Annotated in this window: 19 protein-coding genes and 1 other RNA gene; 14 read left to right on the top strand and 6 right to left on the bottom strand. The window is 44.1% G+C overall.

Going from position 1 to position 21,230, the window contains the following annotated elements; translation table 11 throughout:
• From gspI to gspK, 3 genes are read left to right on the top strand one after another with little or no spacing between them, the layout of a single operon-like run.
• Entirely contained in the window at positions 1 to 432 is a 432-nt protein-coding gene (gspI, locus tag U1P77_RS06010; RefSeq protein ID WP_321156448.1) for a type II secretion system minor pseudopilin GspI, read from the top strand.
• A complete protein-coding gene (gspJ, locus tag U1P77_RS06005) occupies positions 429 to 1,169 on the top strand; it encodes a type II secretion system minor pseudopilin GspJ (protein WP_321156447.1) in 741 nt (246 codons plus the stop codon). The genes gspI and gspJ overlap by 4 nt, the downstream gene beginning before the upstream one ends.
• Before the next feature lie 33 nt (positions 1,170 to 1,202).
• Positions 1,203 to 2,303: a type II secretion system minor pseudopilin GspK gene (gene gspK / locus U1P77_RS06000; protein ID WP_321156446.1), complete on the top strand. Its 1,101-nt coding sequence runs from the start codon at positions 1,203 to 1,205 to the stop codon at positions 2,301 to 2,303.
• Between the two features lie 203 nt (positions 2,304 to 2,506).
• Here gspK and U1P77_RS05995 read toward each other — a convergent pair whose 3' ends face one another.
• From U1P77_RS05995 to U1P77_RS05975, 5 genes are all read right to left on the bottom strand, one after another.
• Entirely contained in the window at positions 2,507 to 3,187 is a 681-nt protein-coding gene (locus U1P77_RS05995; protein WP_321156445.1) for a TetR/AcrR family transcriptional regulator, read from the bottom strand.
• Positions 3,188 to 3,284: 97 nt separating this feature from the next.
• On the bottom strand, positions 3,285 to 4,757 hold the full coding sequence (locus tag U1P77_RS05990) for a deoxyguanosinetriphosphate triphosphohydrolase (RefSeq protein WP_321156444.1): 1,473 nt from the start codon (positions 4,755 to 4,757) through the stop codon (positions 3,285 to 3,287).
• A 185-nt stretch (positions 4,758 to 4,942) separates the two neighbouring features.
• Positions 4,943 to 6,034: a redox-regulated ATPase YchF gene (gene ychF, locus U1P77_RS05985; RefSeq protein ID WP_321156443.1), complete on the bottom strand. Its 1,092-nt coding sequence runs from the start codon at positions 6,032 to 6,034 to the stop codon at positions 4,943 to 4,945.
• A gap of 355 nt (positions 6,035 to 6,389) precedes the next feature.
• On the bottom strand, positions 6,390 to 7,520 hold the full coding sequence (trpD, locus tag U1P77_RS05980) for an anthranilate phosphoribosyltransferase (protein WP_321156442.1): 1,131 nt from the start codon (positions 7,518 to 7,520) through the stop codon (positions 6,390 to 6,392).
• 86 nt (positions 7,521 to 7,606) lie between these two features.
• Positions 7,607 to 8,230, bottom strand: coding sequence for an anthranilate synthase component II (locus tag U1P77_RS05975; protein WP_321156441.1), 624 nt, complete (start codon positions 8,228 to 8,230; stop codon positions 7,607 to 7,609).
• 769 nt (positions 8,231 to 8,999) lie between these two features.
• Between U1P77_RS05975 and glnA the strand changes: the two genes are divergently transcribed.
• Positions 9,000 to 10,409 carry a type I glutamate--ammonia ligase gene (gene glnA / locus U1P77_RS05970; RefSeq protein WP_321156440.1) on the top strand — a complete coding sequence of 470 codons (1,410 nt, stop codon included), beginning with the start codon at positions 9,000 to 9,002 and terminating at the stop codon, positions 10,407 to 10,409.
• Positions 10,410 to 10,694: 285 nt separating this feature from the next.
• Positions 10,695 to 11,480 (top strand): DUF4124 domain-containing protein, encoded by a 786-nt coding sequence (locus tag U1P77_RS05965; protein ID WP_321156439.1) that lies wholly within the window; start codon positions 10,695 to 10,697, stop codon positions 11,478 to 11,480.
• Between the two features lie 188 nt (positions 11,481 to 11,668).
• Here U1P77_RS05965 and U1P77_RS05960 read toward each other — a convergent pair whose 3' ends face one another.
• The gene (locus U1P77_RS05960; RefSeq protein ID WP_321156438.1) at positions 11,669 to 12,385 is read right to left on the bottom strand and encodes an SIMPL domain-containing protein; all 717 of its coding nucleotides are present in this window, start codon (positions 12,383 to 12,385) and stop codon (positions 11,669 to 11,671) included.
• A 266-nt stretch (positions 12,386 to 12,651) separates the two neighbouring features.
• Here U1P77_RS05960 and ffs point away from each other — a divergent pair.
• From ffs to U1P77_RS05915, 9 genes are all read left to right on the top strand, one after another.
• Positions 12,652 to 12,748, top strand: an RNA gene (ffs, locus tag U1P77_RS05955) — signal recognition particle sRNA small type.
• A 195-nt stretch (positions 12,749 to 12,943) separates the two neighbouring features.
• On the top strand, positions 12,944 to 13,162 hold the full coding sequence (locus tag U1P77_RS05950) for a LemA family protein (protein WP_321156437.1): 219 nt from the start codon (positions 12,944 to 12,946) through the stop codon (positions 13,160 to 13,162).
• A 20-nt stretch (positions 13,163 to 13,182) separates the two neighbouring features.
• On the top strand, positions 13,183 to 13,509 hold the full coding sequence (locus tag U1P77_RS05945) for a hypothetical protein (RefSeq protein ID WP_321156436.1): 327 nt from the start codon (positions 13,183 to 13,185) through the stop codon (positions 13,507 to 13,509).
• A 127-nt stretch (positions 13,510 to 13,636) separates the two neighbouring features.
• A complete protein-coding gene (locus U1P77_RS05940) occupies positions 13,637 to 14,539 on the top strand; it encodes a hypothetical protein (RefSeq protein WP_321156435.1) in 903 nt (300 codons plus the stop codon).
• A 137-nt stretch (positions 14,540 to 14,676) separates the two neighbouring features.
• Complete coding sequence (serC, locus tag U1P77_RS05935) at positions 14,677 to 15,816, top strand: 3-phosphoserine/phosphohydroxythreonine transaminase (RefSeq protein WP_414479048.1); 1,140 nt, start codon at positions 14,677 to 14,679, stop codon at positions 15,814 to 15,816.
• A 251-nt stretch (positions 15,817 to 16,067) separates the two neighbouring features.
• The gene (locus U1P77_RS05930) at positions 16,068 to 17,900 is read left to right on the top strand and encodes an extracellular solute-binding protein (protein ID WP_321156434.1); all 1,833 of its coding nucleotides are present in this window, start codon (positions 16,068 to 16,070) and stop codon (positions 17,898 to 17,900) included.
• A gap of 197 nt (positions 17,901 to 18,097) precedes the next feature.
• Complete coding sequence (gene gloB / locus U1P77_RS05925; protein WP_321156433.1) at positions 18,098 to 18,877, top strand: hydroxyacylglutathione hydrolase; 780 nt, start codon at positions 18,098 to 18,100, stop codon at positions 18,875 to 18,877.
• Positions 18,878 to 18,992: 115 nt separating this feature from the next.
• Positions 18,993 to 20,063 carry a microcin C ABC transporter permease YejB gene (gene yejB, locus U1P77_RS05920; RefSeq protein ID WP_201557762.1) on the top strand — a complete coding sequence of 357 codons (1,071 nt, stop codon included), beginning with the start codon at positions 18,993 to 18,995 and terminating at the stop codon, positions 20,061 to 20,063.
• Positions 20,063 to 21,229 (top strand): ABC transporter permease, encoded by a 1,167-nt coding sequence (locus U1P77_RS05915; protein ID WP_321156432.1) that lies wholly within the window; start codon positions 20,063 to 20,065, stop codon positions 21,227 to 21,229. The genes yejB and U1P77_RS05915 overlap by 1 nt, the downstream gene beginning before the upstream one ends.
• The last annotated feature ends 1 nt before the right edge of the window (position 21,230 follow it).

The following is a 21,230-nucleotide window of genomic DNA, read 5'->3' as shown; positions in this document are numbered from 1 at the left end:
ATGATGTCAAATCGTGAGAGCGGGTTTACACTGATTGAAGTAATGGTGGCGCTAGCTATTTTGGCCGTGGTCGCGGTAGCCGCCAGCCGCGCCAGCAGTGCTTACTTAAATTCAGTCGATGTATTGCGGACACGAACGCTTGCCCATTTTGTGGCACAAAACGCGGCTGCTGATTTGCGTATCCAAGAGACTTGGCTTACGGCCAATCGCACGCAAACCACCACTGCTCAAGGTCGAGATTGGCAAGTTACTATGACGGTTGCTGATACCCTGACACCCGCTCTAAAAGAGGTAAATATCACGGTCGCGCCTATCGTCGACGGTCAAGCCCGTACGACTGTCACTGATATCAATGTGGTGCTAAGCGACCCTGAGCAAGAGATTGGTAGTATGGACTTAGGAAGATTAGATCCCACTGGAGGCAAGCCATGAGGCCGCAGCATGGCTTTACGCTACTTGAATTGATGGTAGCGATGGCGATATTTGCGATGCTGGCGGTTGCCGGTTGGCAAGTATTTGACAGCGTTAATCGCGCACGTGAGCGGGCGCAGTACCATGCTGATAACTTGGCGGTATTGCAATACGCGTATCTGCAGCTACAACAAGATATGGGACAGATTATTGCTTATCAAGCGCCCGATGCGCAAAGTGTCAGTAATAACAGCGGCAACAATAGCAACTCTAATAACAATAACAACCAAACGAACCCAATCGCTGCTGAGCCCTTTATGAGCTTAGATGACGAGCATATTAATTTTGTGCGATTTGCTGATCCTGATCCGCGCTATCAAAGTAGCACCAGTGTGCAGCGGGTTGAATATATTTTTGCTGATCAACGTTTAATTCGCCGGCAATATACCAGTATCCAAGGAGGACGTGATAGCGTCAGCCTAGACAGCGTACTGCTTGAAGGCGTGACCGCAGGGAGCTGGCAAGCCTATTTGCCGGAGATGAGTAGCAAGTTCCCTAGCACAGATAGCAGTAACAACGCCAATAGAGCGCTAGGACAAACGGCTAATATGGCCCCTGATAAGTCTGAAATCATCCTCCTACCCAAAGGCGTTGCAGTCAACTTCACCTATCAGGAGATGCCGATCACGTGGCAATGGGCGCTTGCACCGCAAGCCACACCACATAACAGTAATAGCAATGTAGAAGGTGGTGTGTAAAATGCGTCAACCGATCAATAAAAAGAGTCGCTTATGTCAATGACACCGGACTCTGAGCGTGGTGTGGCGCTATTGACCGTCTTGCTATTGGTTGTCAGCATTACTGTGGTTGCAGGATCGATGCTGGCCAGTCAAAAGATTGCCATTCGCCGTAGTGGCTTGATCTTCAACCAAGACCAGCTGCTACAAGATATTAATGCAGGTCAGCAGTTGGCACTCACTATGCTGCGTGCTGATAATCAGCTAAATAATACTGATAGCGTACAAGATATTTGGGCACAGCCGCTACCGCCCTATGCCTTAGGTACGCACGCTATTACCACTGAGCTGCGTGACGAAGCCAGCCGTTTTAATATCAATAATTTATATCATGATAACGCGGTCGATACCGCTGCGCTTGCTACCTTTCAGCGTTTATTGACTCAGTTAAATTTGAAGCCTGATATCGCCGTTGCCGTACTTGATTGGCAAGATACGGATAGCGAGACTTATAAAGATGGCGGCGATGAGAGTGTGGTTTATGCTCAGCAGTCGGGCAATACAACAGATAAAACCTTGCCAAATCAACCACTGGTAAGCGTCGAGCAGCTACAAGAGGTTCGCGGAGTGAGTGCTGAAGTATTAGCAACCCTACGGCCTTATGTTACGGCTGTTCCTTATTACTTGCCGATTAATATCAATACGGCAAGTCCTGTGCTACTGGCGGCTTTAATGGACGGCGCGACTGCTGAGCAAACGCAAGCGCTTACTGATTTGCGCGCCAAGCAGGCATTAGAGTCGGTTGATGACTTATGGAAACTGCCACCCTTGAGTAGTCTGAATGATGATCAGCGCAAAGCACTAGCGCCATTACTAGCAGTGGATAGCCAAGCATTTATGGCACTTATCACCGCTACCGCCAGCTCAAATATTGGCGAGGCGAGGCAGCGCTTTGCGACCGTATTGATTAGCAAAACCAGTGTTGATAGCAGTAAGGATAATGCTGATAATGGCAATGGTGCCACAAATGGCAACAACGGAGGCAGTAATAATACCAATAGCGACGCTAACAATAACAGCCGTAATCAAGATAACAGCCCTAAGGTTATCAAAGTCGTTGCGCAGCGCTTATGGGCATTTCGGCCTAGTTTTTAACGAGTGGCAGCAGCCAGTTAATGTGTTTTTTGACTGGCATTTCAAGTTTTTATATTTCAAATATTTAGATTACGGGCGGGTAGAAATTTAAGTAGCCTCTGTAGATACAGTACAGCATTCAATTGTATTTCTACCAGCGCCAATATTGATGATACGCATCTTCTTGGGACTAAATATATTGTAAAGATAGAAAGTTAGAGCTATCAATCAGTCAGGCGCGTCTCTTCGCTCGACTTCCAGTTATAAGCCCCATAGAATAACATTTGTGCTTGGCGGGTACAATTGTGTAGCATTAATTGTTTCTTGTCTTCAATCTCTGTCAAATCAACCTCATCGTCATGATCCTCAGAATAAGTCAGCTCCAGCCAATCGATAATCCAAGAAAAAAACATATTCACGCCAGCCTCAGCGAGTAATCGGCGATCGTAAGTATTGATATGGGTGAACGCTGGCTGTAGTGCTAAGTCTTCCCCTAAAATCTGCCCGTGCATTTTTATTAGCTCACTGATGGCCTTACGTACCGCCTCTGAGCCACCAAAGCGCTCACTGACCAAAAACTGCCAATAGTACGGCTGCTCGCTAACCGTTTGCAAAAATAGTTGAATACTCTTGGCAATTTGCCGCTCAAAGCTACGTCTACGCCCAATATGCAGGCTATCACGTAAAATGGCTAAGGTATTGCCCAACTCTTCAACCACCAACGCTTGTCCAAGCGATTCCATACCATCGAAGTGACGATAAAACGCAGTCGGCACAACGCCAACCTCGCGTGTTACCTGCCTGAGGCTAATAGAGCTAAAAGACTGACCTGTCATACATAAATCGAGCACTGCATTAAAAAATGCGTGTCGAGTTTGAAGTTTCTTCTGTTCGCGACTGCTCATAATATTTCAAAATTACCCGATAGGTGTTTATCATACTCATTTCATCGCTAGAATACGAATGAAATACTCAGTTATAGTAGGTTGTACTGTTAGCTTATTAAACCATGGTACCCCAATGACCTTGTAACTCTTGCGCCAATCTATAAGCTTCATGATCGTTCATACCTGTAATAAAGTCTAGAATATTTAAAATATTATGGTAAATGTTATCTGATAGTACGCGCCGATGCTCATCAAGATGCGGCTGTAGTAAGATTAATAGACGCTGTTGCTCAAACGATTTTGGCGTAGCAGTAAGGGCGGTCCATGCCAGTGGCATAAAAGCATCCAGCAGTCGATGTAAGCATTGATTGGCCATCAGCTCCATTCGTACTTTACTAGGATGGTTAAATATTTGCTCGCGAGCCAGCTGCTTGGCCTGCGTGATACCATTTTGTACATTGGTATCGCAATGAGTGAATAAGCTCCCCGTGAGTGTTCCTGCTAGCATAGCATCAGCATTGCTAACAAAGGCATCGGTGACAGTATTGACCAGGCGCATCATTGCTCGTGCCCGTAGTGATGCTAAACTTTGTCTGACAGACATCTGTGGCGACAGAGTGATAGTGTCAGGGTGCTCACCAATTAGCTCATAAAGTATACTCGCCACCTCCTTGTAACTGAGCATTCCAAGATGAATACCATCTTCTAAGTCAATTAGTGCGTAACAGATATCATCTGCGGCCTCCAACAAATAAGCCAGTGGATGACGCGCAAAGCCATCATGTTGCTCGGAACGGGGCAGTTGTAAGCAGGCAGCCAGTTGCTCGAGCTGCTCAGCTTCACTGTAAAAGCAGCCAAATTTTTGTAGGTTTTTTTGAACATTAGGCGCTGGCTGTGGTCTATTATTATTGCCATTTTTAGTATGAAAAATTTCTTCATCTGTAGTATCAACAGCAACCTCATTGCTATGCACGGCCAGCCAAGGATATTTCATAAATGCGCCTAAGGTAGCACAAGTTAAGCGCATACCACCCATATCAGGGTGATGCTCATTGCGTACTAATAATCTAAACCCTTGTGCATTGCCTTCATAGGCTAGAACATCTAATTGCTCATTGGTGCTTAGATGCTGTAATACCGCCTCGCGCTCAGGATGCATAAACCAGTCGCGAATCGCATATTCTCCAGCATGTCCAAAAGGCGGATTACCGATATCATGGGCGAGGCAAGCGGCTTGGACAATCACACCGACGTCTGCTGGCGACACACCCGCTGGCAAGCCGTTTGGTAATTTATCATGCAGCTTCTCTGCTGCCATTATCCCTAATGAGCGTCCAATACACGATACTTCTAATGAATGGGTTAAGCGCGTATGAATGCCTAATTGATTGGTCAACGGATGGACTTGGGTCTTTTGGTTAAGCTGGCGAAACGAATGTGAAAACACCAAGCGGTCGTAATCTTTATGAAAGGCACTACGGGCGCTATCCTGAGCCGGCGCTTTTTTAGCATTGCCCAAGCGCTGGGCACTAAATAATCGTGCCCAGTGGTCACTAGTGTTGTAAGGTTTATTAAAGTTAGCGCTCATAATTCATCTCCCATTATTCATTGTTATTATTTTTAAAAGGACTGAACCCACTATACTAAAATCAGGCGCATAAAAAAGCCAGCATCAAGGCTGGCTTTTGATAATCTTATGCTAAGATCGGTAAATAAAGATCGTATCAGTAAGCCTAGTATTAAATTAAGAGGAGTACTAAGTTAATAATTCACTTATACGTTGAAGCGGAAATGCATCACATCGCCATCTTGTACGATATAAGTTTTGCCTTCTAGACGTGACTTACCGGCAGTAGCTGCGCCTTTTTCACCGTTATGTTCAATAAAGTCGTCATAGGCGATAACGTCGGCACGAATAAAGCCGCGCTCAAAGTCAGTATGAATCACGCCAGCCGCTTGAGGAGCAGTCGCGCCAATAGCAACGGTCCAAGCGCGTACTTCTTTAACACCAGCGGTAAAGTAAGTCTGCATATCGAGTAAGTCATAACCGCCACGAATGACTTGATCGAGACCGGCTTCTTCCATGCCCATATCATCTAAGAAATCTTGCTTATCGCTTTCATCAAGCTGCGCAATTTCAGATTCAATCTGATTGCATAACGCAATGACAATAGACTCATCGCCAGTAGCATAGTCACGTACCGCGTCAAGGTAAGGGTTGTTCTCGAAGCCATCTTCGCTAACGTTGGCGATATACATGGTCGGCTTAAGGGTGATCAGACCGTAGCTTCTGATGAGTTTCTTCTCATCGCTATCAATATTTGCTGCCCGTGCAGGTTGACCTTCAGCAAGTAATGGCTCGATTTTTTTGAACACATCAAGCATCTCTTGGGCGTCTTTATCGCCGCCTTTGGCTTTTTTGGTCAAGTTAAAAACGGCACGCTCAACGGCGTCTAAATCAGCCAATGCCAGTTCAGTATTGATGGTTTCGATATCATCAATGGGGCTGATGCGGCCATCGACGTGTACGACATTATCATCATCAAAGCAGCGTACGACATGGGCAATCGCGTCAGTTTCACGAATGTTGGCTAGGAACTGGTTGCCCATGCCTTCACCTTTTGAGGCACCGGCGACTAAACCTGCAATATCAACGAACTCCATCGTGGTCGGCAATACGCGCTCAGGCTTAACGATATCCGCCAGCTTTTTTAGGCGTAGATCGGGCACTGGCACAATACCGGTATTGGGATCTTTGGTACAAAAAGGAAAGTTTTCAGCGGCGATTCCCGCTTTGGTCAAAGCATTAAATAAGGTGGATTTACCCACGTTTGGTAGGCCGACGATGCCGCAGTTAAAACCCATAACAGTCTCTCAATCAATTAGTATAGTGTGGAATAAATTAATATAGTGTGGAATAAAAATTGGCGCTATTGTAGCAAATTTCAACCTAATATGGGGAAGCTTGTTGGCGAATGCTAATATGGTTCGTCCATTATGAAACGGCTAAGCTATCAGTCTTCCTAGCCGTCCTAATGTTTTGCTTGCCCTTGGTCTTTTTACAACGAGGTGGTTTATCAATAGTGTTGCAGATTGACTGTAGCCGACTCTTAAGGCTCACCAATCACTTAAAGTCGTTTGACCTCTTGTTCTTTTACATCAATTATAGGCATATCTGATAACAGCGTATTTTTTAAAACATCAACAAATAAATTTTCAATTAAGCCTTAACAGCTAGCTGCTGTGTATAGGCTGCTAATGACTCAAGTTTGGCCAATGCGGAACCGTTTTGAATAACCGTTTGTGCTTGATTGACCCCATTGGGGTAATTACTGGTCAATCCTGCGGTATAAATGGCCGCTCCGGCATTAAGTGCAATCATATCGCGCGCTTTGAGTACCGAACGGTCATTGGTCTGCGCCCCTGATAAAGCGGCGCGTATAAGCTCAAGGCTTTGTTCTGGTGAATCCACATCAAGGCCAATGAGTGTTTGTGATTCGATACCCGCATCTTCTGGCATCAGCTCATAAACGGATATCTCACCGTCTTTTAGCTCAGCGACCGTAGTCGAGGTAGCAAGGCTAATCTCATCTAGGCCATCTTTTGCTCCAACGACCATCACGTGACGTGCGCCTAGGTTTTTCATGACTTTCGCTAGTGGCTCGCACAGTTGAGCGGTAAATACCCCAATAACTAGATTGGGCACGCCAGCAGGGTTGGTGAGGGGACCTAAGATATTAAAAATCGTTCGCGCTTTTAGCTCACGGCGTACAGGATTGGCATAACGCATGGCGCTGTGATGATTGGGCGCGAACAAAAAGCCAATGCCTTGATTTTCGATACAATCAAGTGCTTGCATCGGTGTTAGTGCTAGGCTGATACCCGCTTTTTCAAGCAAGTCCGAGCTGCCTGAATTGGTAGATACGCCACGGTTTCCATGCTTAGCGACTTGTGCGCCAGCGGCAGCCGCTACCAAAGCTGAAGCGGTAGACACATTAAATAAGTTAGCCCCATCGCCGCCGGTACCGACAATGTCGACCAAATAGTCACAAGCTTTCGGTACAATATTGGCTGCTAAATCACGCATGGCACTGGCAGAAGCTGTAATCTCATCAATGGACTCTCCCTTCATACGCAGACCGGTTAAGATAGCACCCATCATGGCATTGCTACATTTGCCTTGCATGATGATTAGCATGACTTGATGCATCTCATCAAAGGTTAAATCGATATGCTGGAAGATTCTACCTAAAGCACTAGTCAGCAGTTTATGGATTTGCTCATCGGAGAGCTGAGCGATGTCTTTAGCGGTTTTTACGCTCTGCGTATCCTGAATATTAGTAGTGGTCATGATGGTCTCGCTGGTTATTATATTTTTGTCTCAAAAAAATTCTATGTTGGTAAGAGTAGACTTACCAGCGCAGATTTGATAAATGACTAGCCCACTTGTGGCAATTCGTCTGAGTCTAATATCGCCAAGCTATGAATTCGCAAAAAGTTATTGAGCAGCTGATAACCCGCTTCACTTAGGATAGACTCCGGATGGAACTGCACACCCTCAATGGCAAAGCTTTTATGACGTACGCCCATGAGTTCTTCAATACTGCCATCTGCATTTTGTGTCCACGCGGTCACCTCCAAACAATCAGGCAGGGTGGCTTTATCAACCACGAGCGAATGATAGCGTGTGGCTTGTGATGGATTAGGTAGATCAGTAAAGACACCTTGACCATTGTGATAAACAGCGGATAAGCGTCCGTGCATCACTTCGCCAGCTTTGACCACGTGTCCACCAAATGCTTGTCCAATCGCCTGATGCCCTAGGCAAATACCTAAGATAGGAATGATCCCCTTAAAAGTATCAATAACCTCTAACGAGATACCCGCGCGATCAGGATCACAAGGTCCGGGACCAATGACAATCACGTCAGGGGCGAGGGTCTTAATCTGTTCGATGCTGATCTGATCATTACGCCAAACGGTGATGTCCTGCTGTAATTCACCGAAGTACTGTACAATATTGTACGTAAAGCTGTCGTAATTATCGATCATCAGAATCATTATGGTTTCAACCTCTTGTTGGCGTTATACTTTATAAATGCGCATCCATTGCGCCTTTAGCTATTCAACATAAGCTATTGTCATACTTTTATTGAAGCCTGATATCTTACCACTATTTTGCTGTCTATCAAACGCAGCACACATACTATCTAACGACTGTCAGAAATTTTATATTTACTCATATAGGTGTTTTTAGTAGTGGTAATTATCATATAGAAGGAATATGCACCAAATTAATTCTCTATAATTAAAAACGCACTAAATCGGTGCGATTCACGTGTTATAACTGGTTATTGTTGTGCATAGTTTGCGACGGTATCTAAGTCGACTTAATACTAAATTGCTGCACATCTGGTGTTTTTTGTAGTCTTGCTTATGGTGGCCAGTTTATACGACAGCTGATATAAAAATTTGGCACAGCGTTTGCAGCCTCTTATTTGAATCAGTTTATCTATATAAATTCATGTCGCAATGTTTATTAGTATAAGCTTATAGCTAGGATATGACAGTTGGGTTGACAAAACAGTCATAACAATTCAGCATTTTTAGTCAGATATTGTTAAAATAGCGTCAACGTTGACTAAGCTTATAAGAAATTTAGATGCATTTTAAGTGAATAAGTTGGCCCATAACGCTAATTAATTGCCTTAAATAATGCTGATAATAGCCCTAATATTTGAATGGGTGCTCAAGCAAAAAAACTCAAATATATTAACGAACAAATAAAACTTAGACTGCAATTAAATAACAACCACTAAGGAGACTATTCATGTCGAATAAATTACTAGATCTTATCAAATCATCCAATGCTAAATGGGTTGACTTTCGTTTCACTGATACTCGCGGTAAAGAACAACACATCAGCTTTCCTGCTTATACCATTGACGAAGAAGTGATGGAAGATGGCAAAATGTTTGATGGTTCATCCATCGCTGGCTGGAAGGGCATTGAAGCGTCCGATATGATCTTGCGTCCTGATCCAGAGACCGCTTTTCTTGACCCCTTCTTTGATGCCATCACTGTTGTGGTAACTTGCGACATTATCGAACCATCGACCCTGCAAGGCTATGAACGCGATCCACGCTCTATCGCTCGCCGTGCTGAAGAATACTTAAAATCAACCGGTATCGGTGATACGGCCTACTTCGGTCCTGAGCCTGAGTTCTTCGTGTTTGACGAAGTGAAATGGTCAATTGAGATGTCAGGTGTTAGCCATAAAATCGTTGCTGAAGAAGCAGCATGGTCGACTAACGAGTCTTATGAATGGGGCAATATGGCGCATCGTCCACGCGTCAAAGGGGCTTATTTCCCAGTACCGCCAGTCGATAGCTCACAAGATATGCGCGCGGTCATGTGTGAGCGCCTAGAAGAGATTATCGGCGAAGGTTGCATTGAGGTGCATCATCATGAAGTTGCGCCTTGTCAGTCAGAAATTGGTGTTGCGTTCAACACTTTGGTACGAAAAGCTGACGAAGTACAGCAGTTAAAATATGTGGTCCATAACGTGGCGCATCAGTTCGGTAAAACAGCGACCTTTATGCCTAAGCCTATTGTTGGTGATAATGGCTCAGGTATGCATGTGCATATGTCCATCTCAAAAGATGGCCAAAACACTTTTTCTGGTGACGAATATGCGGGTCTGTCTGAGACCGCGTTATACTTCATCGGTGGTATTATCAAGCATGCGCGTGCATTGAACGCGATTACTAACCCATCTACTAACAGCTACAAGCGTCTCGTACCGCATTATGAAGCGCCTATTAAACTGGCATATTCTGCTTCTAACCGTTCAGCGTCTATTCGCATTCCACACGTTAGCAGCCCAAAAGCGGTTCGTATCGAAGCGCGTTTCCCTGATCCAGCAGCCAACCCATATTTAGCGTTTGCTGCATTATTGATGGCTGGCCTTGACGGTATCCAAAATAAAATGCACCCAGGCGATGCGGCTGATAAAAACTTGTATGATTTACCACCTGAAGAAGAAGCACAAATCCCGACCGTTGCTGAAAATTTAGAAGTGGCACTACAAGCATTAAAAGAGGATCACGAGTTCTTACTAAAAGGCGATGTGTTCACTAAAGACATGCTAGAGGCATTCATTGCACTCAAAGAAGAAGAGGTGCAGCGCGTCAATGTTACTGTGCATCCGGTTGAGTTTGACTTGTATTACAGCTGCTAATCAGTAGTTAACATGCTAAGTTAATTCAATTAAGAAGAACCAGCTAAGGTTAACTTGGCTGGTTTTTTATTGTTTGTATGTAAGAAAATTTTGGCATAGTGAGGGTGTAGAAATCACACCATTCATGCTACGCCAGATGGCGTTATTTTTTTATTGAGTTAACTCATTTACTAATTTTTTCGCAAGTAAGCCGTTTTCACAGCCACTACTGTTATTACCCTAAAAATACCCCATAATAGTATTATAATATTTATCAATAACATGCACTTACTAGGTTGACTGACTATGCACTCACACTCGCAACACTCACGACTTATTCAGACAGTAATCACCACACGAAGCAAGCCACAGCTTAAAAGCCATGTATTGGCAGGCTTGCTAATTGGTGCTGCCAGTCTCTACGCACCTATGCTTAATGCGGCCCCTATTTATAAAGTCGTTGATGAGCAAACGGGTCAGGTTACCTTTACCGATCGTCCGCAAAGTTATGAGCAGCAAGCGGGCAAGCAGGTCAGTCAAACCGGTATCACGACTGATACCAATGCCAGTACTAGCGCTAATACCAATAACAATAATAATAACCGCAGTGCGAGTAGTAACACTAGTAGTGAGTCTGTGAATAATAGACAAGTCGCACCGAAATTTACTGCGGACATCCCAGCTCTTAAAGCGGTATCGGTAAACTATCAGCTGACTATGACTGAGCCCAGTGAAGAGCGAGCTTATCATCGTCCTGCTCAAAGTATTGTGGTAAATCTACAGCTAAACCCTGCACTGCAAGCGGGTGATAGTGTGAGTATTTACCTAGATGGCAATGAGGTTGCTCAAGGATTAAGTGCTTCGATTGCGACCGTCGATATTCTACCAGGGAAGCATAGCGTCACAGCAGTGGTAAAAAATGAGACAGGTCAAATGCTTAAGCAAGTTGAGCGTACGGTTTATGTGATTCAAAATACAGCGAGATTGCAAAATAATAAGAAAATCGCCCAACAGCTCTTGGCTTATCAGCAGTTGCCATGGCATCAAAAGGTGCTGCTAAAACTGCGTCAAGACAGTACAAGTAAACAGTAGGTCCAGAACAAATACTAAATATATTTATACAGCCAATTTGAATCTCTCAGCTGAGTATTGGCAATAATCTTATATCTTAAATGTTTGATTACTCTTAATCTCAAAAATCATAAGGCCAAGCACAGTTTAAAGTGCTTGGCCTTAGTAGTACATCACATTAGTAAAATTCGGTTTAAACCGTATTAGCCTTATTTGGTCAGCTCAATCGTACCGTTAGCCGTGACAGAGATAGTACTGTTACCAGACTCAAAACTTTGGCTAGGTACTGACGACTCAGCCGAATCTGCTTTCATATTCATCGTACCATACATAGGGCGTGGATAGTTGCTTCCTGTGTTCAAATTAACCGTAATGACGCGATAGCCACGTGCATCCCATGTTCGAGTTAGGTTTTTAGCTTGCTGTTGAAAGGCGCGTGAAGCATCGGTCATCAGCTTTTGCTCTAAGGCGTCTTTTTTAGCCTCTGATACCCCAAAGTTTAGATTATCCATAACTAAGGTTTCTTGCAAGTCTGCAATCAGCTGGCTGGTCGCGGCAAAGTCAGTACTTTTAAGATCTATGTTTGCTTGTCCTGTCCAGCCAACGATTTTGTCATTTTTGTCATAGCGTGGATAGGTGCGTTGTTGTCCTGTGCTGACAGTTACGCTAGGGTAGCGCTTGGCAATGGCCAAGGCTTTGTTTACTGAGGTATTAAGATTGGTTGCTAGAGTTTTGGCATTAGTGGCTTGTAGCTTTTTATATAAGCTGGCGCGTACTTCATCGTTTGCTACCTCCTCTTTTACTTCTGTTTGAAAGCTTAATTGATCATAACCGCTAGGCTCAGCATGTGCGCTGCCCATCATAGCCGTCAATAGACACGCGGCGCTAGTAGCAACAGCGGCTTTATTAAGTAAGGTGTTCTTCATAACAATCTCCTAGGTAAAGTTTGTACTGACCATAAAAGGTATTTAATGTAGTGGCATTTATGAGAATTCAACTATGGTCGTTGAATTTTTTTATTTAGGTAACGAATGATATATCAAGTTTACTGGTTTAAAATAGCAAAATTTACACGAGATGCTGTGAGGATTTTGTCACTAGGTTACTGGTTTCTATGTGCTGTAAAAACATCAGTTTTGCAATGGGGGTTGTAATACTAAGAAAACCTTGTATAATTTGCAACTGGTGGCTCCATTGGTAGCCTCGCAATATTGTACTATGAACCCCGCCAGGACCGGAAGGTAGCAACGGTAATAGTTTCAATGTGTGCCGAGGATGTGCTTTTGGAGTCGCTTTTTTTTGTCTAAAATTTGATGATCGTTCTAATAGAAAGCTCAAAACGCTTGTCTGATGCATTAAGCCCTTCATTGTAAAGGGCTTTTTTTTGGTCGAAATTTTATCCGATTCTTAAGTTTCACTTATTTTTTTAGGTTAAAATACACGGTATTAGTCGCTGTTAAAGTTGATCGCTTGGGAACGCTATTATGAAAATGTTCGTTTGGCTGTTTATTGCATTGACCGTGCTGTTGGTTATTGTCGGAGTGATGATATTCAATAAGTTAGTACGCGCACGTAATCAAGCGAAGAATGGCTTTGCACAGATAGAGGTACAGCTTAAGCGCCGGCATGACTTGATTCCCAATTTGGTTGAAACTGCCAAGCGTTATTTAACACATGAAACAGTCATAAACGTTACGTCATAGACTTAAGACGGCATGCGCGTTTGATTGCTATTGATTTAGGGGCCGTTAGCGATGCGAATTTGCAATGGTTGTTATTGATCGCGCAGCATCTCAATAGTATTCAACTATTGGCTATTATCACCTTAATTCCGACGGCTGATGAAAATCAGCATAAGACGCGGCAGGACAGGGGTCAAATAGCTTATAATGGCGATAGTCGTAACAGCTTTGATTGCAATAGCTATCGGCTATGGCTAAGCACATTGCATACCGTGATGTTACACGATACGATAGTCAGTCAAGATGAATTTGACTGCTTAACGATGTTAGCAGAGCGCTGGCTTGGCGTGCGGCAACGGTTCGATTGACAGTTCCGCTACCCTTAAAACAGTCGTCGTGAGCTTGGCTAACTAAAAATTTCGAATATTTAACTCCTCACTAGATTATTGGTCCCTTTGCAAATAAGTAGGCCACTAAATAGGACAGTACTAATCCATGAGTGATACCCAAGACCAGCTACTCTTACGGCAGCGCCACATGCAACAGCGTCAGATTTTGGCGATGATGGGTATTGAACCATGGGTACAGCCAGACTCGCCAACTGTTAATGTTGCGGATATTCCTTCGGCAACCGTAGATCAACCCGTATCTTCAAAATTATCAGGACTGTCAGAGCTAGGTATGGAGCGCGCCAGCTGCGAACCGAAAGAGTCTACGCCAGATACAGCACCTGCTATTGTTGATTATAATGCAGTCGACGCCATTGTTCCTCATGTGCCTGATGAGCAAAGCCTAGTAAGAGAAAATACAGTAACAGAAAGCCCAGCAACGGCTGAATTTGATAACCATACAATCAATGCTCCTGTTGCCTCCAACGCTGAGGTTGTCACGCAAACAGAGGTCGCGCAAACAGACGTCACGCCAACTGTAGAACAATTGGTAGCGCCACTAGTAGAATCAGCCAAGACCTCTGCAAAACTAAATAGTACTGTTGAAAATAATAATAGTGACCGCTTAGATGGCAGTCTCAAGAAAGTCGCGCCTTTTGACTTACAAGGTGGACGCTATGGCAACTGGGTGCTGATGGTTGATATTCAGGCGTTGAATAATGACAGTCAAAAACTGTGGCAAAATATAACTCAGGCCTTATCACTATCGTGTGAGACCACTTCTTTTCCGATTTGTGAGGGTATGGATACTGCCGAGCTTGCCAATGCCAGCCTTGCTGGATATATTTTTAAGATTGGTAGAAGTGAAGAGGTATTAGTTGCGGCACTAACCGAATTGCCTGACGGACTAACGCACCCTAATCTGTCCAGCGTGCCCACGCTTGATGAGATGCTAGCCGATACCCGTCTTAAACGTGATTTGTGGGAGCAGCTATCCAATCAAGCGTAAAAGTAGCCAGTATAAAGGCTGTCGTATTGCAAGACTGCTTCAATAATGATTAAGTGCTAAAAGTAAGACTGATGTTAAGCGTTTTAAGAAAAAACTGAAACGAAACCTATTATTCCATCATGTTTAGGATACTTATAATGACGACCAAACCCACTATGGCTACAGAAGCGACTCCAAAAGTTGCTCCTCACCGCTTACCTAATTTCAGTGCTGGACCTGCCACTATACCCACTGAAGTACTAATGCGTGCTCAAGAGGAGCTGCTTGATTGGCAAGGAAGTGGTATGTCTATAATGGAGATGAGTCATCGCAGTAAAGATTATGTGGCCGTCACCCGAAAGGCTGAAACTAAGCTGCGTACACTGATGGAAATTCCTGATAACTATAAGGTACTGTTTTTGCAAGGCGGTGCAAGCTTACAATTCTCAGCGATTCCCTTAAACTTATTAAATGGCGGCTGCGCCGATTATCTAACCACAGGTGCTTGGTCAGGTAAGGCAATCAAAGAAGCTCAGCGCTATGCCAATCTTGGTCTAGGTAATATCAATCTAGTGGCAACGGGCAAAGACAGTAACTTTACCGATGTCCCTGCGCAAAGTGATTGGAATATCAGCGACGATGCTGCCTATTTCCATTATTGTGCTAATGAAACCATTCATGGTCTACAAATATTTGAGCCACCACAAGTCAATGCGCCGCTCATCGTTGATATGTCGTCGTCTATTTTGTCGCAACCTATAGACGTGTCTAAATTCGGGATGATTTATGCTGGTGCGCAAAAGAACATTGGCCCTGCAGGTTTAGTTATTGTCATTATTCGTGACGATTTATTAGGGCAAGCAAGCGAGTGGTGTCCGATGCTGCTCAACTATGAGCATCAAGCAGAGAAGGAGTCGATGTCTAATACGCCCGCGACCTATTCTTGGTATTTAGCCGGATTGGTATTTGACTGGTTAGAGGAACAAGGCGGGATTGCTGCGATTGGTGAAATCAATCAACAAAAAGCCGCGTTATTGTATGAGACGATCGACAACAGTGCATTTTATAGTAATCCGGTCGCGCACAAGCATCGCTCTATCATGAATGTGCCGTTTACCTTAGCAGACAGCAGCCTTGATAAAGTGTTTTTAGAAGAGTCAGAAAAAGCAGGACTGCTCAATCTAAAAGGCCATCGTGACGTTGGCGGTATGCGCGCTAGTATTTATAATGCTATTCCGCTTGAATGGGTACAGCTGTTGGTAGACTTTATGAAAGACTTTGAAAAGCAGCATGGTTAAACGACTCGATGTTTTATAAATCATCGTTTTTTGGTGCTATTTAAATGCTAAAAGGAGGGCGCAACTGATACTGGTTGCGCCTTTTTTAATTGGGGTAGGTGCCCTCGTGCTCTAAGAATAAGTCATTTGCCATACTCACCTTCGCAAACCATTAGGTTAAAAAAGCTAAGTTTGTTATGATAAAAATTTGTAGTTTGGTAATATAGCCAAATATATAGAATGATTGTAGTGCCTATAATGATAAAAACACCATGTTAAAAAAATCCATCCTGCCTATTTTTTTACTGGGTATAGCTATCCACTCGATGCCTGTTAGTATTGCCGCGCCCATTACTACTTTAGCGCTCGGACACAACAGCACCGCTGCGTATATTGACGCACCTTTTATGCCTTATGCCAATCCAAACGCCCCAACTGGCGGTACGTTATCCTTAGATGCGCGCGGTACCTTTAATAGCGCCAATCAATGGATGACCACTGGTGTGGCGATGATTGGTACCAATTATCTCTATGATACTTTGATGACCGGATCTTTAAACGAAGCCTTTACTATGTATCCGCAGCTGGCAAGTGGCGTCACCTATGACCCTGATGATAGCAGCTGGATTATTTACCATATCAATCCTGCTGCGCGTTTTTGGGATGGCACGCCGGTCACCAGTAGCGACGTCAAAGCAACCTATGAGGCATTATTAACCAAAGGGCCGATGTATATACGCAGCTATTTGGGTGATATTAAAGAAGTACAAGCCCTTGATAAGCAGCAAGTAAAGTTTATCTTTGCTTCCGATGATAATAAGGAGATTCTACTTACCGTCGGGCAGTTTCCTATTTTTGCGAAAACCTCTATTGATGAAAGTTTTGAAAAGATTAGCCTAACGCCATTGATGGGCAGTGGGCCTTATAAATTAGGACGAGTGGATGCTGGGCGCTCAGTAAGCTATGTGCGTGACCCCAATTATTGGGGACGTCATTTGATGGTCAATCGCGGTCGTTATAATTTTGATATGATTAAGTTTGTTTATTATCAAAGTGATGAGATTGCCTTTGAAGGTTTTAAATCAGGTCAATACCGCTTTCGCCCCGAAAATAAAGCCTCTAACTGGGCGACTGGTTACAATTTCCCAGCGGTAACAGCCGGAATGATTAATAAAGAAGCGATAACCAGCCAAAATCCAGTACCGATGCAAGGGCTGATTATGAATATGCGGCGGCCTATTTTTCAAGATATTCGTGTCCGCCAAGCCCTAACAGCCGCGTACGATTTTGAATGGATGAATAAGACACTATTCCACGGTCAATATGAGCGTTTACAAAGCTTCTTTCATGGCTCAGAACTGGCAGCAACCGGCAGGCCATCAACCGTTGAGATGCAAATATTAAGGCCTTTATTATCTGAGCTTGAGCCTATTCAGCGGCAAGCCGTGTTAGATGAATGGCAAATGCCGACCAGTGATGGTGGTGGTTTTAATCGTGAAGGGCTGTTAAAGGCGCGCAAGCTACTGTTAAATGCTGGATTTTATTATGACGATATGATGCTATACCAGCCCGATGGCAAGCTGGCGCAGATAGAGCTATTAATGACAGGCGATACTATGGGGCGTGTACTGCTTCCTTATATCCGTAACTTAAAGCGCTTGGGGTTTGATGCGACATTACGCCAAGTTGATGGTCCACAATATTATGAACGTATGCGCAGTTATGACTATGATATGACCGTTGATGTGTTTGCTCAGAGTCTCTCACCTGGCGCAGAACAAGCAGCATTTTGGGGTAGCGCTGCTGCTGATGAGGCGGGCAACCATAATACGATCGGTATTAAAAATGCCGCCATTGACAGGGTGGTAGAGGCGCTTGGTAATGCTGAGAGCCGTGAAGAGATTGTCTTATATACCCAAGTGCTCGACCGTCTGCTACGTGCTGGGCATTACTTAGTCCCATTATATGGTAAGTCAGAGACCAACGTAGCCTACTGGACTCAATATCGGCATGTAGACAAGCTGCCAACCAATGCGGTTGGGATTGACTACTGGTGGGTTGATAAACAGGCAGAGGCACGTGTCAATAAGTACTTAGGTCAATAAGCTTGTTAATCTAAGCTCAAATTAATCTAAGCTTGATAAGCTTGCGCGATTAAGTTTCTCATATGAAATATAAAGATAACCTTCAATAAATAACGATAGCTGTTAGTAAAGCCAGCTTTTAATAACGACAGTCTCTAACAAATAAAGCCTCTAATAATATAGCCTTTAATAAAGATAATTTCTAATAAGGATTCAGTATGAGTATTCAAATTCATCCCATTAAAGCATTTAATGATAATTATATTTGGACATTGATTAACGACAGTAATAAGCAAGCCATTGTCATTGATCCCGGTCAGGCAACGCCAGTCATCGAATATCTGGAAGCACAGGATCTTGATCTGATAGCGATTTGGACGACTCATCATCATTACGATCATACTGGTGGCGTGGCTGAGCTACAAGAGCACTTCCCGATGACTCATCTTGTCGCACATAGTGAACACACCGTCGATGAAGACCAGACTATTAAAGACGGTAGTACTGTCAGCGCTTGGGGCTATTCAGCACAAGTATGGGACGTTTCAGGGCATACTGCTAGCCACATGGCCTATATTTTAGATGTTGACGGGCACAAGCATTGTTTCTGCGGTGACACGCTATTTAGTGGCGGCTGTGGTCGAGTCTTTACCGGTACTATCGAGCAATTATATGCCAGCTTTAAGCGCTTAAATGACCTACCAGCTGACGCGCTATATTATCCGGCGCATGAGTATACCGCTAGTAATCTGCGTTTTGGTCTGTCTATCGAGCCGAACAATGAAGCAATGCAGCACACGTTGTTGCAAGCAGAAGAAAAGACGTCGCAAGGTATCCCAACATTGCCAGTAACGGTAGAGCATGAGCGAGCAGTAAATGTGTTCCTGCGCACGGATGAACCTACTGTAATAGCTGGGGTCGAGGCCAAAATGAAACTTGATGATGATAAGCCACTAACCGTGTTTGCAGCTTTACGCGAGCTCAAAAATAATTTTTAAAATTTATTTTAAAGTACAGTTCTAAAAAGTAACACTGTTGTATTTACTTATCGTTGGCTTTTTTTGCTATTACTCTTGATTACTGCTGTTTCTCCTCATTTAGGAAGTCGTCACTATGGGTCGTTATATCTTAAAAAGGTTGCTGCTGATATTGCCAACGCTATTTTTGATATTGCTGGCGAACTTCGTCATTGTACAAGCCGCGCCTGGTGGTCCGGTGGAACAGCAGCTGGCACTGATTGAACAAGGGGCTAAAGATAATGCGCTTAATGGCAATATAGGAGCGGGCAGTTCAGGTGGTAACGACAGTACCTATCAGGGGACGCGCGGACTATCGGAGGATATGGTCGCGGCAATCAATGCTCAATATGGCTTTGATAAATCAGCGCCAGAACGCTTTTGGCTAATGCTAAAGAATTATGCCCGTCTAGACTTTGGCGAGTCTTTCTTTAAAGGGCAGTCGGTGACGGAGCTGATTATAGAAAAGCTGCCAGTGTCCATATCGCTTGGACTGTGGAGTACGCTGTTAATCTACTTAATAGCCATTCCGTTAGGTGTTTATAAAGCTATGCATCACGGATCGGCGATTGACAAGGCAACTGCCATGCTACTTGCAGTGGGGCATGCGATACCAGTGTTTGTGTTTGCTGTGATTCTATTGGTATTTTTTGCAGGTGGCAGCTATTGGAATCTATTCCCTTTGCAAGGACTGACCTCAGAGAATTTTGATCAGCTATCAGCGATTGGTAAGATTAAAGATTACTTTTGGCATTTGGCGTTGCCGTTACTAGCAAGTACGGTTGGCGGCTTCGCTGGCCTGACCTATCTGACTAAGTTTAGCTTTTTAGAAGAGCTGGGTAAACAATACGTGCTCACTGCGCGCGCGAAAGGCTTAGGGGAACGGCAAGTATTGTATGGCCATGTGTTTCGTAATGCTATGCTGATTATTATCGCTGGTATTCCAGCGGCTATCGTTGGTATCTTCTTTGCCGGAAACTTTTTGATTGAGATTATATTTAAGCTTGATGGACTAGGGCTGTTAGGCTTTGAAGCCATTCAGCAACGAGATTATCCAGTGGTTTTTGGCACGCTGTTTATCTTTACTTTAGTAGGGCTGCTATTACAGCTAATCAGTGATTTGAGCTACCACTTGATTGATCCCCGTATTGATTTTGAGGGGCGCTAATGTCGAATCATCATACCCCTTCTAATGCTGAGTCTTCTATTGAGTCTTCAAACCCTAGTCCTTTAAATGGTAAGCACACTGATTCTAAACTGCCTGACTCTACACCACCTCATACCCCAGAGACCAATCTAGCCAAACAAAAAAAACGCCGCTTAAACCCTGTTTGGCAGGCGCGACTGGATCGTTTCCGTGATAATCGTCTTGGCGTTATCTCCTTAGTTGTTTTTACGGTGGTGTTCGTAATTTGTATGGCGGTCAATGTGATTGCCAATGATAAGCCGCTATTGGTACAGTATCAGGGCGATTATTATATACCGGTATTGAATGCTTATCCTGAGACGACTTTTGGTGGCATATTTGAGACTGAGACCAATTATAAAGATCCGGCGGTACAAGAATTAATAAATACGCAGGGTTATTATGTGATGCCGCTCATTCCATTTGCCGATCAAACGCCCAACGTTGAGCTGGGACTTCCTTACCCAGCAGCGCCCAATAGCCAGAATTGGCTGGGCACAGATGATATGGGGCGTGATGTGCTGGCGAGAATTCTATATGGTATGCGGGTGTCCTTACTATTTGGCTTGGCACTGACCATGGCTGGGGCCATTATCGGGATTATCGCCGGTGCCATTCAAGGCTATTATGGCGGCTGGATCGACTTAGCAGGTCAGCGTTTTATGGAAGTGTGGGGCGGCATGCCACAGCTGTTTATGATCATTATTTTGGTCAGCTTATTTAGTCCCAGTATTACTGTGTTATTTGCGTTGATGCTGTTATTTGGCTGGATGGGATTGGTTGGCTTGGTTCGAGCAGAATTTTTACGCGCCCGTAACTTTGATTACGTCCGTGCAGCGCGTAATCTTGGCGTCTCAGACAGTCAAATCATGATGAGGCATATACTCCCCAATGCCTTGGCATCGAGCTTATCGCAATTGCCCTTTATTTTGACTGCCAATATCATTGCGCTGACGGCGTTAGATTTCTTAGGGTATGGTCTGCCGCCTGGTTCGCCGTCTCTGGGTGAGCTAATGGTACAAGGCAAAAACAACCTTGATGCACCGTGGCTAGCCTTATCGGGATTTTTTAGTTTAACTTTTATTTTATCGCTGCTTATTTTCATTGGCGAAGCACTACGCGATGCGTTTGATCCGAGGCGCTCTTAAT

Source organism: Psychrobacter sp. LV10R520-6 (genome assembly GCF_900182925.1).
Lineage (GTDB): Bacteria > Pseudomonadota > Gammaproteobacteria > Pseudomonadales > Moraxellaceae > Psychrobacter.
The sequence above is the reverse complement of the archived record's forward strand: the minus strand, read 5'-3'. Positions and strand labels throughout refer to the sequence as shown.